The organism is Fibrella aquatilis, assembly GCF_017353255.1.
In the GTDB taxonomy this organism is placed as follows: domain Bacteria; phylum Bacteroidota; class Bacteroidia; order Cytophagales; family Spirosomataceae; genus Fibrella; species Fibrella aquatilis.
The window spans coordinates 220,188-233,681 of record NZ_JAFMYU010000004.1 but is presented as its reverse complement, the minus strand read 5'-3'; the positions used below and the strand labels follow the sequence as shown (position 1 = coordinate 233,681).

Below are 13,494 nucleotides of genomic sequence, written 5' to 3'. Positions count from 1 at the left end.
CATGATCTCGATTCTATTAATTGCCCTGCTCAGCGCAGTGGCCCAACTGGTGTTGCCCTGGTGGAGCATGGCGCTCGTGGCTTTTGCGTTTTGTTTTGGTCGGCCACAGAGCAGTGGCCGGGCGTTTCCATACAGCTTTGTGGGGGTGGCGCTGGTCTGGTTTGGTTATGCGTTGCTGCAACACGTTCAGACCGATGGCGTACTCACCAGCCGCATTAGCGAGGTGCTGAAACTGCCCGCCAACCCTGTCTTTTTGCTGGTAATCACCCCCTTGGTGGGTGGGCTGGTGGCAGGCTTGGCCGGAATGGCGGGTTACTTCACCCGGCAGGCGCTCATGCCGACCGTAGCCGTAAAGTCGTAGCTTTGTCCTAAAATCAATCAATAACCAAGTTTCTCGTGAAGAATGCATCCCTGGCGATCAACGCCGTCCTGGCCATCGCTGTTGCCGTACTGTACTACCTCCATTTCAAAAGTGCCACCCCCGCCACTCCCACCAAAGTCACCCCCACTGTAGTGGAAGGCCGCAAAGTGGTCTATGTGAACGTCGATTCGCTGGTGACGAATTATGAGTATTTCAAAGACACCCGCAAAGTGCTGGAGAGCAAAGAATTTCAATTGCAGAACGACCTGCAAAACCGCGCCCGGTCGTTGCAAAACGAAGCTGCCTTCTTCCAGCAACGTGCCCAAACCATGACCATGGAACAGGGCCGGGCTACCGAGGCTTCGTTGCAAAAGAAACAGCAGGACCTGATGGCCTACCGCGAACGCGCCGCACAGGGGCTGGCTGTTGAAAAAGCGAAAGAAGAAGAGGCGCTGTACAACCAGATTTTTGATTACCTCAAAAAAGAGAACGCCCAAAACAAGTATGAGTTTGTGTTGGGGTACCAGAAAGGCGGCAGTATCCTGTATGCCGACGGCGGCAACGACGCTACCAAACGCATCATTGATGGGTTGAACAAAGCCTACAAAGAAAAACAGGCTGCGGCGACCAAGAAATAATCGTGCCAAACTCGTTTGCTAAGAAGTCAGCCTATAGATGAGCTGACTTTTTTGTTGGCACGTTTTTTGTAGAAGTGTGCGTATTAGTTTAAGCAGTAACTAAAAACCTGCTTTGCTCACCGGAATGATCTTTTTTTAACGATTTTCCTGTGCATCCGCCCCGCATGGCACGGTTAGGCATTGTTTTTGCCCATTCTTAGATGCCTCACAAGGCAAGAGGAGTGAAAATCTCCGCTTCGTCTTGTATACATCGCTCTGACTGGTCAATGCCGTATTGGGTCCTGAGGCTGTGGCTTCAATGCCATAAGTAAGCGCAAGTTTGCTTATGAAACGTTGGCCAGTTAGGCGACTCTCTAATCGAATAGTCTGTTTATTGATTAACTTCCCGAACCCTGGTCCACCGACCGGGGTTTTCGTTTATACAGCCAGTTTAACGTTGTCCTGCTACCCCAAGGGGGGCGGTCCCCTAATTACCCATTTCCCTTTTTTCAGTATGGCCTCAGTCTCTATTGTTAAGCAAGTCGATATTCGTAATCGTCGTGCTTCGTTTGAATATTCGTTTGTCGATACCTTCACAGCCGGTTTGGTTTTGACGGGTACGGAGATAAAGTCCATCCGGCAGGGCAAGGTAAACTTGCAGGATGCCTATTGCCTGTTTCTAGGTACCGAACTGTTCATCCGCCAAATGAGCATTTCCACGTATACAGAAGGCACTTACAATAACCACGACCCCCTGCGTGACCGGAAATTGCTGCTCACCAAACGTGAACTGCGGCGTTTAATCGAAAATTTGAAAGATCAGGGGCTAACCATCGTGCCCATTCGCCTGTATACCAACCCGCGTGGATTTGCCAAAATCGACATTGCGCTGGCGAAGGGTAAGAAGCTGTATGACAAGCGCGATAGCATCAAGGAACGCGATGCTACCCGAAACATGCAACGCGGTCAGTACGAGGACTAAAGCCGCCTGATAAGGTTGTCTTTCCGGCCCGGCAAACATGGTTGTAGAAATGTTGAAAAGTGAGTAAATTGCTACCAAACAGAGGACCTACAACCACTATATGGGCAGGAAAGTATTAGTCTTAAATCAAGATTACAGTGCGCTGAGCATTTGTTCTGTTCCTAAAGCATTTTTGCTGGTTTACCTTAGTAAAGCAGAACTGGTGGCCGAAGCCGAAGCACTCGCCCTTCGGACAATCGACAAAGAGTATCCAATGCCAACGGTTATCCGGCTACATCGTTACGTTCATCTGCCCTACAAAGGCGTTATGCTCACCCGGCAGAATATCTTCAAACGCGACGGGCATCATTGCCAGTACTGCGGCACCTCCGATGAACTGACCCTGGACCACGTAATGCCCAAATCGCGCGGTGGCAAGACTAACTGGGATAATCTGATTACCGCCTGCAAACGATGCAACTCGCGAAAAGGCGATTTCACCCCGGAGGAGGCCAACATGAAAATGCGGCACAAGCCCTTTAAGCCATCGTTCATTGTCTTCCTCCGAGAATTCTCTGGCGTACTTGACGATAGCTGGATGCCTTTCTTAACATCGAAGCGAGAACGCATTTACGATTAATACACAAGTAACACAGAAGTCCGGCCGAAACGCCGGGCTTTTTTTTGTCATGTAATCACTATCTTTGCAGTCCTTTTCGTAAAAGAGAAGGTAAATGACAAACAGGGCTGATTAAGGCCCATCTAATTTTAAACTAAAGTCTATTTGTCACGACCCGGCAGGTGGATGTATGAGTGGGTCAGGTAAAACCATTTTATGAGCAAATCGCAGCAGACTGCAAACTTGCCCGAATTTGATTGGGATCGGGCAGACAACAAAGGGTTCGGTAGCGGCTACTCCGCCGCTGAGCGGGAGAGCCTAGAGCAGATGTACGACGGTACACTGACCGAGGTAAATGAGAAAGATGTAGTGCTAGGAACGGTTGTAGGGATTACAGACCGTGAAATCCTCCTCAACATCGGCTTTAAATCGGACGGCTTGGTGCCCTCATCCGAATTCCGGGATCTGCCTGACCTGAAAGTTGGCGATCAGGTTGACGTATACGTAGAGAATCAGGAAGACCCCAACGGGCAACTGGTGCTGTCGCGTAAGAAAGCCAAAGTAATCACTGCCTGGAAAAATATTCAGAAAGCCCTCGATGATGATCTGGTGATCGACGGCTTTGTGAAGCGCCGCACCAAAGGCGGTCTGATCGTTGACATCTATGGCGTTGAAGCCTTCCTGCCTGGTTCGCAGATTGATGTGAAGCCCATTCGTGACTTCGACATCTACGTTGGCAAGAAGATGGAAGTGAAAGTGGTGAAAATCAACTACGCCAATGATAACGTGGTGGTTTCGCACAAAGTCCTGATCGAAAAAGATCTGGAAGCACAACGCGCCCAAATCCTTAACAACCTCGAAAAAGGTCAGGTACTAGAAGGCGTGATCAAAAACATGACCAACTTCGGTGTATTTATCGATCTGGGTGGTGTAGATGGTCTGCTGCACATTACCGATATCTCGTGGGGCCGTATCAGCCACCCATCGGAAGTCCTCAACCTCGATCAGCGTGTGAACGTGGTGGTGCTGGATTTCGACGAAGAGAAGAAGCGTATTTCACTGGGCATGAAGCAACTTCAGGCTCACCCGTGGGATGCCCTCACCGAAGACATTCAGGTTGGTTCAAAAGTGAAAGGCCGCATCGTGAACGTTGCCGATTACGGTGCCTTCCTCGAAATTATGCCGGGTGTAGAAGGCCTGATCCACGTGTCGGAAATGTCATGGTCGCAGCACCTGCGTAACCCACAGGAATTTCTGAAAGTGGGCGACGAAGTAGAAGCTGTCGTACTTACGCTCGACCGGCAAGACCGGAAAATGTCGTTGGGCATTAAGCAACTCTCGGCTGACCCCTGGACGCGCCCAGACCTGACCACCAAATATGCCGTTGGCAGCCGCCACACGGGTATTGTGCGTAACCTGACCAACTTCGGCCTGTTCCTCGAACTGGAAGAGGGCATCGACGGTCTGGTACACGTGTCAGATCTGTCATGGACCAAGAAAATCAAGCACCCATCAGACTTCACCAAAGCAGGTGAGAACCTCGACGTGGTAGTACTTGAGCTGGACGTAGACAACCGTCGTTTGGCACTGGGTCACAAGCAACTCGAAGAAAACCCCTGGGATACGTTTGAAGATACCTTCACCGTAGGCTCGGTTCACCGCTGCACCGTTCTGTCGAAAAACGACAAGATGGCCACGCTGGAACTGCCCTACGGTATCGAAGGCTTCTGCACCCTGCGGAACCTGGCTAAGGAAGACGGGTCGTTCGCTGAAGTCGGCGAGTCGCTCGACTTCCGCGTGACCGAGTTCTCGAAGGAAGACAAGCGGATCATGCTGTCACACACGCGCACCTGGCAGGAGAAGAGTGAGCCTGCTTCTGCCAACAAAGACGCAAAGCCCAAAGCCGCCAAGGCCGACAAAGCTCCTGCTACTTCGGCAGCGCAGGGTGATCAGCGCGGCGCTACCCTCGGCGATCTCGACGCACTGGCTGCGCTGAAAGAGCAGATGGAAGGCCGTAACTAAGCAGCCTGCTGGTCTAGTAATTGAGTACAGTACAAAAGCGTTTCCTGGCATAAAGTTGGGAAACGCTTTTGTCCTTAACGGGTAAAGGAGTACCTTTGCAACATCAGTAAATAAGGTTCCGTGGCCGAGTGGCTAGGCTCAGCTCTGCAAAAGCTGCTACAGCGGTTCGAATCCGCTCGGAACCTCACCGTTTTCCGAAGCCGCCATCGTGTTTTTGCGATGGCGGCTCTTTTTTTGATAAAATTCCGTGAACTTTTTAGCCTATTGGAGGTCGGCTTAGTTTAGTAGTTAAGTAGGCTTACGCCCAATCAAAAAACCCCTTTGAAATAGCTTTGGAGCGGCTTTTGTATTGTGGCAATCGTGGCTTACTTTTGTGGGCCAATGCTTTACGGAGGCACATCATGCAAGTAAATCAAGATCATAAATCATTCGTTATGAGCCGTTTAGGTAAGTTTTGCGGAGCATTTGCTCTGGCGACGACTCTATTAGTCAATGGAGGTCAAGTCAATGCGCAGGACTCGTCGGCAGCACAAGGTGGGGGCGGGCCAGCAGTGGCCGCAGCAGCACCCGCCGCCGGAGGTGGAGGGGACGTGGCAAAGGGAAAAGAACTCTTTACCAATAACTGTCAACAGTGCCACAATACCAGCGAAGTAGCGCTGGTGGGACCAGGTTTGAAAGGCGTTCGTCAGCGCACGCCTAGTGCCGACTGGCTCCATAAATGGATTCGTAACTCGTCTGCTGTGGTTGCATCTGGAGATGCCTACGCGGTGAAGATTTACAATCAATATAATAAGGTGCAGATGTCTTCGTTTCCCAATCTGACCGATAAAGATATTGATGGTATTCTGGATTACATCGATTCAGAGAGTGCACCAAAAGCAGCAGTTGCTGCAACTCCAGCAGGTGGTGCCGCCTCTGGTGGTACTACTACAGCCGCCGCCTCATCTGGCCCATCAGAGCTATTCACCCTTGTGTTGGTGGCTCTGCTGGTTGTCATGTTATTGGTACTGGGCGTTTTGTTTGTCATCGTCAACATTCTGTCGAAAGCCGTTAGCCCACAGGCCGTAGGGCTGGATTCTACGACACCAACCGTACCGCTTGTTCAGCGCCTGCGTGAAGGATTGACCAATACCGTCAGCAACTCGACAGTTCGTTCGGTAGCTATTTGGCTGTTCTTATTTGTGGCTACCAAGATGTCTATCGACGGTCTTTATTCTATTGGTATTCAGCAGGGTTACGCGCCAAAGCAACCCATAGCCTATTCGCACAAACTACACGCCGGTCAATACAAGATCGATTGTAACTACTGCCATACAGGCGTGAACAAGGGCAAGTCGGCCACCATTCCGGCGGCCAACATCTGTATGAACTGCCATGGCGTCATCAAGAAAGAGTCGCCAGAGATTCAGAAGATCTACGCAGCCATTGAAAACAACCAACCGATCGAGTGGATTCGGGTCCATAACCTACCCGACCTGGCGTATTTCAACCACGCTCAGCACGTAAATGTGGGTAACGTTCAATGCCAAAGCTGCCACGGTGAAATTCAGAAAATGGAGGTTGTTGAGCAGCGCTCATCATTGACTATGGGTTGGTGTATCGACTGCCATCGTAAGACGGAGGTGAATACCAAAGACAATGCTTATTACGATAAGCTGGTTGCCCTGCACCGCAAAGAATCAAGGGAGCCATTGAAGGTGGCCAACATTGGCGGTCTTGAATGTTCAAAGTGCCACTATTAATCTCTCAGCCCAACCACAGGGGTTTTCTGGTTGGAACAATGACTATATGGAACAAGTAACCAAGCGGTACTGGAAGGGTGTAGAGGAACTGCGTAACGACGCAACCTTCGTGAAGCATTCGCAGTCGGAGTTCGTTGAACCTTCGGCAAACGATTTGCAAAGCATATTTGATGGTTCAAATGCCCCCCGCCGCGATTTTTTGAAGACAATTGGTTTCGGTATGGCTGCTGTATCGTTAGCCGCCTGCGAAACCCCTGTACATAAAGCAATCCCATACCTCAATAAGCCAGAGGGGACGTTTCCATCAATCTCAGACTATTACGCGTCGACCTACACAGATGGTGGTGAGTATGCCAGTATTCTGGTAGAAACGCGGGAAGGTCGACCCATCAAGATTGAGGGCAACCCACTGTCGAGTGTTACTAAGGGTGGCACAACAGCCCGCGTTCAGGCTGCTGTGCTGTCGTTGTATGACATCGACAAACTGAAAGGACCAAAGAAGGGGGCTAATGATGCCAAGTGGGAAACTGTTGATAAAGAAATCACGAGCCAATTAGCGGCCATTGCTGCAAAAGGTGGTGCCATCCGGTTAGTGACGTCTACTATCATTAGCCCATCGACGAAAGCGGTGATCGCTGATTTTGCCACAAAATACCCTACGGTTAAGCACGTCATGTACGATGCCAATTCGGCATCGGGCATTGTACAGGCTAACCAAGCCTCATTTGGTCGTGCGGTTGTACCTACTTATGACTTCAGCAAGGCCAAAACTATTGTTAGCATTGGTGCTGACTTTTTGGGTACCTGGATTGCCCCGCTGAACTACATGAAAGATTACGCTAAAACGCGTAAGATTGGTGCAGTAGGAGGGGGCAACAAACAAATGTCGCGTCACTACCAGTTTGAGACGATTCTATCAATGACTGGTTCTAACGCTGACTACCGTGGTACGTATAAGCCTTCGCAGGAGGGTCTGGTTGTTGCCAGTTTGTATAATAAGGTAGCTGCTAAGTTGGGTGCCACGCCTATCAGTGCGCCAGCCGTGACGGTTCAATATCTGGACAAAGCCGCTGCGGACCTGATCGCCTCACGTGGGCGGGCGCTGGTAGTAGCCGGATCGAATGATCCTAACGTGCAGGTCGTTGTTAATGCCCTGAACAGCCTCCTTGGTAGCTATGCATCGACTATTAACCTAGCTGTTGCGGTCAACACCCGCCAGGGCAATGATCAGCAGATGAATGCCTTTGTAAATGAGCTAAAGGCTGGTCAGGTACAGGGCGTTATGTTCTTCGCTGCCAACCCGGTATACGACCATCCTCGTGGTGCCGAAATTGCACAAGCTCTTGCGAAGGTGCCTCTGTCTGTTTACTTCGGCGACCGTGCCGATGAAACTGGCTCATTAACGAAATATATTACGCCTGCGCCTCACTTTCTGGAATCGTGGAACGATGCTGAGCCAATAACGGGCCACTACAGCCTGACGCAGCCAGCCATTACGCACATCTACAAAACCCGTCAGATGCAGACGAGCCTGCTAACGTGGGCGGGTTTGCCAAACGATTATCAGGAGTACGTGAAGCGTCAGTGGAAAGCCAACCAATATCCAAAAGCAACTGGTTTTGTTAGCTTTGACGCTTTCTGGATCAAGGCTTTACACGATGGTGTTTTCGAGCCTGCTATTGCAATTATTCCCGTTGCTGCCACTTTTGCTGGTAACCTAGCCGCTGCTGGTGCTGCCATTGCCACCCGCTACAAGCCTACCACGGGTATGGAAGTGGCGCTGTACGAAAAAGTGGGTATCGGTACTGGTTCGCAAGCTAATAACCCCTGGCTACAGGAGTTCCCAGATCCGGTCTCTAAGGCCTGTTGGGATAACTACGCTGCCGTATCGCAGAAAACAGCTGCTGACCTAGGCGTTGAACAAAATGAGTTGGTCAGCATTGACGTAGCTGGTAAGTCGATTGAATTACCTATCCTGATTCAGCCTGGTCAGGCAGATCAAACCGTGGCAGTAGCTATTGGTTATGGTCGGTCAAAAGCAGGTCGTTGCGCTGATGGCGTTGGTCAGAATGCGTACCCGCTGGCTACATTGGCGGGCGGATTTGTTCAGATGGCTGCACCTGTTGCTACAGTTGCTAAACGTAGCGGTCGTCACGAAATTGCCCAGACTCAGACCCACGAAACAGTGATGGGCCGTAAGGCGGTGCTCCAAGAAGGTATTTTGGCTCGTTACCAGAAAAATCCGCGCGAGGGTCGCTATGAACCCAAAGTGGAAACGGCTAAAGGCCCGGTTCCAGCCACCGACATTACGCTCTGGCATGGCTATGGCAAGCCAAACCACTCATGGGGTATGGTTATTGACCTGAACTCATGTATTGGCTGTGGCGCCTGTGTAGTAGGTTGTATCTCTGAGAATAACACGCCCACAGTTGGTCGTGATGAGGTGCTTGCTCGTCGCGAGATGCATTGGATGCGGATCGACCGGTATTACAGTAGCGATGCCGAACCGGAAAAGATGGGTGCTATCGCTGGGTACAAAGCGTTGGAGGTTGCTTCGGCCAATCCTGAGGTCACGTTTCAGCCTATGCTTTGCCAGCATTGTAGCAACGCTCCTTGCGAAACGGTTTGCCCGGTATTGGCAACGACCCATAGCACAGAAGGATTGAACCAAATGACCTATAACCGGTGTATTGGTACCCGTTATTGCGCTAACAACTGTCCATACAAAGTCCGCCGCTTCAATTGGTTTAAATACCATGATGAGGACAAGTTTGACTATCAGTTCAATAACGATTTGGGCAAAATGGTCATTAACCCAGACGTTACGGTTCGGTCGCGGGGTGTTATTGAAAAATGCTCATTCTGCGTACAGCGTATTCAGGAAGGCAAGCTGACAGCCAAGAAGGAACGCCGTCGGCCATTGCCAGACGAGATTCAATCAGCTTGTGCGCAGGCTTGCCCAACGGATGCCATCATCTTTGGTGATATGAATAACCCAGAGAGCACAATCTCGAAGGTGTTGAGTACCGAGTTAAACGAGCGTGCTTTCCACGTACTCGAGGAAATCAACGTACGGCCACAAATTGCTTATCTGACCAAGATCCGTAACAAAGATGAAGGTCCTAAGCAAGAAAGCACTCAAGAAACTGCCGCGTAAGTATCAACGTACTAACTGATTAAAATTAACTAAAATGCATATCACTTCAGCCGTACGTACACCGCTGGTATCTGGCGGTAAGACATATGCCGACGTTACCGAAGACGTTTGCAGGCAGGTAGAAGGCAAGCCCACCCGTGAGTGGACCATTGCGTTTACTATTTCTGCTTTGGTGCTGGTTTATGGTTCTGCTTGTGTGTTCTATACCTGGTGGGAAGGTCTTGGTGTTTGGGGCTTAAACAAAACCGTTGGCTGGGCCTGGGATATTACTAACTTCGTATGGTGGGTAGGTATTGGTCACGCTGGTACGCTGATCTCTGCTATCCTGCTGCTGTTCCGTCAGAAATGGCGGACCTCAGTGAACCGGGCTGCCGAAGCCATGACCATTTTCGCTGTAGTCTGTGCGGCAATGTTCATCTTTATGCACATGGGTCGTCCCTGGATGGCCTATTGGGCGCTTCCCCTGCCAAACACGTTTGGCTCACTGTGGGTAAACTTCAAGTCGCCACTGGTCTGGGACGTATTCGCCATCAGTACCTATTTCACTGTATCGCTAGTATTTTGGTATATGGGTCTGGTGCCTGACCTGGCCACCATTCGTGACCGTGCCCGTTCTAAAGTGAGTCGGTATATCTATGGTGCGCTGTCACTAGGATGGAACGGTTCAGCCAAAACATGGGCGCGGTACGAATACATGAGCCTTATTTTGGCCGGTATCTCTACACCTCTGGTACTCTCGGTACACACCATTGTAAGTATGGACTTCGCTACGTCGGTGATTCCCGGCTGGCACACTACCATCTTTCCGCCTTACTTCGTAGCTGGTGCTATTTTCTCGGGTTTTGCTATGGTGCAGAACCTGATGCTGATTATCCGGGTCGTATTTAAACTGGAAGATTACATCACCACAGAGCACATTGAGTCGATGAACAAGATCATCACGCTCACGGGTTCTATTGTGGGTGTAGCCTATATCACCGAGTTCTTCATTGCCTGGTACTCTGGTAGCGAGTTTGAAAGCTACGCGTTTATCAACCGGGCATCTGGGCCATATTGGTGGGCTTACTGGGCAATGATGACCTGCAATGTTATCTCGCCACAACTGTTCTGGTCGAAGACAATTCGGACCTCTGTTGTTTGGACATTCGTGCTATCTGTGGTGGTGAACATTGGCATGTGGTTCGAGCGGTTTGTCATCATCGTGACGTCGCTGCACCGCGACTACCTGCCTTCGAGCTGGGCTATGTTCCACCCAACACTATTCGACATCAGTGACTATATCTTCTCGTTTGGTCTCTTCTTTACACTCTTCCTGTTGTTTGCCAAATTCCTGCCTGTGGTAAACATGGCCGAAGTAAAAGCAATCATCAAGTCGTCGTCAGAGCGACTGCCACAGTCCGTATCTGGTGTTGCTAAAGGTGAGCGTGTAACTAACCCAACGTTTAACAAAAACGTCGATTAATTTTTAGACTATATGGCAACGCCAGTAAATAGTAAATTTTTGGTCGGCATTTTCGATGACGACGATGTAGTACTCAAAGCGGTACGGGAAGTACGTGATTCGGGTGTTCGTATTCACGAAGTGTATACGCCATTCCCGATCCACGGGCTTGACGTAGCATTGGGCCATCCTCGTTCGCGCCTCGGTATTGCAGCATTTATGTTTGGCCTCACTGGTTGTATCACGGCTTTGTTGTTGATGTCATACACCGAAAAGTTCGATTGGCCTATGATCGTTGGTGGTAAGGATTCATTCTCTTTCCCCATCTACATACCCATCACGTTTGAGTTGACAGTGCTGTTTACTGCGCTTGGGATGGTGTCTACGTTCATCATTTCGAACAACATGGGTCCCACGGTGAAACCATTAATGTTTGACCTCCGGACCACGGATAACAAGTTTGCGATGGCCATTGATCTGGAAAAGAACTCATTGCAGGAAACGGCTATTGAGTCTATTTTGAAACGATCAGGAGCCGCAGAAGTAAACGTAAAGCAGTTTTAAGCACAGACCATGAAGTTTAATCACATAGCTCTTTTGGCAGTAGGTACATTTGGTACACTGTTGCTTAGCTCATGTGGAGATGACCACAACGATACAGGGACGCAATATGCGCCTCAGATGTATGATGCTGTTGGTTATGAGCCATATAGGCAGGTAAAGGCAAATACGATTAACCCCTACGGGTTGAATATGCGTGATCCGGCTCGTGGAACAGTGGCCCGGCCAAACTATCACACTAGCTTTGGCAAAGGAGATAGTACCACCAAAGATCTGATGATCTATAACATTCCTAAGGATAGCATTGCCATTGCTGAGCGCACCTTAGTGAATCCCATTGCATCCAACGCAGCCAATCTCGATGAAGGCAAAATTCTTTATGGCCGGTTCTGCATTCACTGCCACGGTGAGAATGGCAAAGGTGATGGGCTAGTTGGTAAAGAGTATGCGGGTGTGCCTAATTACTCGGTTGGCGATTACAAAACGATGAATGATGGCCACATTTTCCACGTCATCACACATGGTAAAGGCCGTATGTGGCCGCACGGCTCACAGATGACTCCCGAAGAACGGTGGAAGATTGTGCTCTACGTACACAAGCTTCAACAAGGATAAGATTTAGATAAACAGCCTCAATCTGTTCATGCATGTTGGGGCTTTTTTTAACAGTTAAAATTGTCGGTAATGGCATCAGTACACGCGATACCTTCTCTAGACGAACAATACGAATTCACAGCTGATGCAAAGCGGCGGTTGATTATCGGAGGCGTTGTTGGCGTCGCTTTGGTCGCAATTGGATCATTTTTACTTGCATCGGGCGTAGGTGAACACGCCCATGAAGCCGTACAGGGTCACGGTCTTAGCGAAGGACATGAAGGCGCTCACGGCCATTACACCTGGATGACACGTTTCTGGGCCAACGTATGGGTAAACAGTGTTTACTTCACCGGTATAGCCGTGGCAGGTATGTTCTTCCTGTCCTATAATTATTTGGCACAGGCGGGTTGGTCATCAGTTATCAAACGTGTGCCAGAAGCTATGCCTGCTTTCTTGCCAGTGACAGGCGTCATCATGCTGGCTACTTTCTTCATTGCTGGGCATGATCTTTTTCACTGGACACATGCTGAGCTATATGAAAAAGGCGGTGAGAGCTATGATGCAATTATTGCTGGTAAGCGTGGCTTCTTAAATACACCGTTCTTCCTGGGACGACTGGTTTTCTACTTTGTTTCCTGGTATTTCCTATGGCGTATTCTGCGTAACTATTCGTTGCAGGAAGACTTAAATGGAGGAACGGAGTATTACTACAAGAGCATGAAGTTTGGTGTGGTATTTCTGGTTGTTTTTGCTGTAACCTCATCAACGGCTGCCTGGGACCTGATCATGTCAATCGATACGCACTGGTTCAGCACGATGTTTGGGTGGTATACCCTGGCAAGCTGGCATGTAGCAGGTTTGGCAACGATGACCTTGGTGGTGGTGATGCTAAAGGAACAGGGTTATCTCAAAGCGGTAAATGAGAGTCATCTGCATGATCTGGGTAAGTTCGTCTTTGCGTTCAGCATTTTCTGGACCTACGTGTGGTTCGCTCAATTTATGCTGATCTATTACGCCAACTTGCCAGAAGAGACTATTTACTATCGTCAGCGATTCAGCGGGTATGGCGGCATTTATTTGGCCCCTTTCTTTGTCAACCTGTTCCTAAACTTTGTCTTTCCATTCCTCGTTCTCATGACAAGGGATGCGAAACGCACAAACCTTATTTTGAAGGTCGCTTGCTGGGGTGTTCTTGTAGGTCACTACTTCGATTTCTACACGAACATTATGCCCGGAACCGTTGGCGAGCATGGTGGATTTGGCCCGATTGAGTTTGGTATGATCTTGATTTTTGCCTGTGCATTTATCTGGTCTGTATCGACACAGTTGACCAAAGCAAATTTGATTGCAAAAAATCATCCGCTGCTTGAAGAAGCATTGCATCACGACATTTAGACTTTATCTAAAGCACGTTAT

The 13,494-nt window shown here is 49.6% G+C and carries 11 protein-coding genes and 1 tRNA gene; all 12 read left to right on the top strand.

Features of this window, described 5'->3' with window-relative positions; all coding sequences use genetic code 11:
• Window position 1: 1 nt before the first annotated feature.
• The 12 genes from J2I48_RS07215 to J2I48_RS07160 all read left to right on the top strand — a co-directional run bounded on the left by J2I48_RS07215 (window position 2) and on the right by J2I48_RS07160 (window position 13,473).
• Window positions 2-361, top strand: a complete 360-nt coding sequence (locus tag J2I48_RS07215) for a hypothetical protein (protein WP_207334728.1) — start codon at window positions 2-4, stop codon at window positions 359-361.
• 35 nt (window positions 362-396) lie between these two features.
• Window positions 397-999 (top strand): OmpH/Skp family outer membrane protein, encoded by a 603-nt coding sequence (locus J2I48_RS07210; RefSeq protein WP_207334727.1) that lies wholly within the window; start codon window positions 397-399, stop codon window positions 997-999.
• 493 nt (window positions 1,000-1,492) lie between these two features.
• Window positions 1,493-1,960 (top strand): SsrA-binding protein SmpB, encoded by a 468-nt coding sequence (gene smpB / locus J2I48_RS07205; protein ID WP_207334726.1) that lies wholly within the window; start codon window positions 1,493-1,495, stop codon window positions 1,958-1,960.
• A 100-nt stretch (window positions 1,961-2,060) separates the two neighbouring features.
• Complete coding sequence (locus tag J2I48_RS07200; RefSeq protein ID WP_207334725.1) at window positions 2,061-2,579, top strand: HNH endonuclease; 519 nt, start codon at window positions 2,061-2,063, stop codon at window positions 2,577-2,579.
• A gap of 195 nt (window positions 2,580-2,774) precedes the next feature.
• Complete coding sequence (gene rpsA, locus J2I48_RS07195) at window positions 2,775-4,580, top strand: 30S ribosomal protein S1 (protein WP_207334724.1); 1,806 nt, start codon at window positions 2,775-2,777, stop codon at window positions 4,578-4,580.
• Between the two features lie 114 nt (window positions 4,581-4,694).
• Window positions 4,695-4,765, top strand: a tRNA-Cys gene (locus J2I48_RS07190).
• A gap of 216 nt (window positions 4,766-4,981) precedes the next feature.
• Window positions 4,982-6,322, top strand: a complete 1,341-nt coding sequence (locus J2I48_RS07185) for a c-type cytochrome (protein WP_229375891.1) — start codon at window positions 4,982-4,984, stop codon at window positions 6,320-6,322.
• A gap of 46 nt (window positions 6,323-6,368) precedes the next feature.
• Window positions 6,369-9,479, top strand: a complete 3,111-nt coding sequence (locus tag J2I48_RS07180) for a TAT-variant-translocated molybdopterin oxidoreductase (RefSeq protein WP_207334832.1) — start codon at window positions 6,369-6,371, stop codon at window positions 9,477-9,479.
• 34 nt (window positions 9,480-9,513) lie between these two features.
• Window positions 9,514-10,941 (top strand): NrfD/PsrC family molybdoenzyme membrane anchor subunit, encoded by a 1,428-nt coding sequence (gene nrfD / locus J2I48_RS07175; RefSeq protein ID WP_207334723.1) that lies wholly within the window; start codon window positions 9,514-9,516, stop codon window positions 10,939-10,941.
• Between the two features lie 12 nt (window positions 10,942-10,953).
• Window positions 10,954-11,484: a DUF3341 domain-containing protein gene (locus J2I48_RS07170; RefSeq protein ID WP_207334722.1), complete on the top strand. Its 531-nt coding sequence runs from the start codon at window positions 10,954-10,956 to the stop codon at window positions 11,482-11,484.
• 9 nt (window positions 11,485-11,493) lie between these two features.
• Window positions 11,494-12,096 carry a c-type cytochrome gene (locus J2I48_RS07165; RefSeq protein ID WP_207334721.1) on the top strand — a complete coding sequence of 201 codons (603 nt, stop codon included), beginning with the start codon at window positions 11,494-11,496 and terminating at the stop codon, window positions 12,094-12,096.
• 69 nt (window positions 12,097-12,165) lie between these two features.
• Window positions 12,166-13,473 carry a quinol:cytochrome C oxidoreductase gene (locus J2I48_RS07160; protein WP_207334720.1) on the top strand — a complete coding sequence of 436 codons (1,308 nt, stop codon included), beginning with the start codon at window positions 12,166-12,168 and terminating at the stop codon, window positions 13,471-13,473.
• Window positions 13,474-13,494 lie beyond the last annotated feature (21 nt).

Coding starts and splice junctions, on each gene's coding strand:
- J2I48_RS07200 (WP_207334725.1), top strand. CDS start 2,061: ATGGGCAGGAAAGTATTAGTCTTAAATCAAGATTACAGTGCGCTGAGC.
- smpB (WP_207334726.1), top strand. CDS start 1,493: ATGGCCTCAGTCTCTATTGTTAAGCAAGTCGATATTCGTAATCGTCGT.
- J2I48_RS07160 (WP_207334720.1), top strand. CDS start 12,166: ATGGCATCAGTACACGCGATACCTTCTCTAGACGAACAATACGAATTC.
- J2I48_RS07215 (WP_207334728.1), top strand. CDS start 2: ATGATCTCGATTCTATTAATTGCCCTGCTCAGCGCAGTGGCCCAACTG.
- J2I48_RS07185 (WP_229375891.1), top strand. CDS start 4,982: ATGCAAGTAAATCAAGATCATAAATCATTCGTTATGAGCCGTTTAGGT.
- nrfD (WP_207334723.1), top strand. CDS start 9,514: ATGCATATCACTTCAGCCGTACGTACACCGCTGGTATCTGGCGGTAAG.
- rpsA (WP_207334724.1), top strand. CDS start 2,775: ATGAGCAAATCGCAGCAGACTGCAAACTTGCCCGAATTTGATTGGGAT.
- J2I48_RS07165 (WP_207334721.1), top strand. CDS start 11,494: ATGAAGTTTAATCACATAGCTCTTTTGGCAGTAGGTACATTTGGTACA.
- J2I48_RS07180 (WP_207334832.1), top strand. CDS start 6,369: ATGGAACAAGTAACCAAGCGGTACTGGAAGGGTGTAGAGGAACTGCGT.
- J2I48_RS07170 (WP_207334722.1), top strand. CDS start 10,954: ATGGCAACGCCAGTAAATAGTAAATTTTTGGTCGGCATTTTCGATGAC.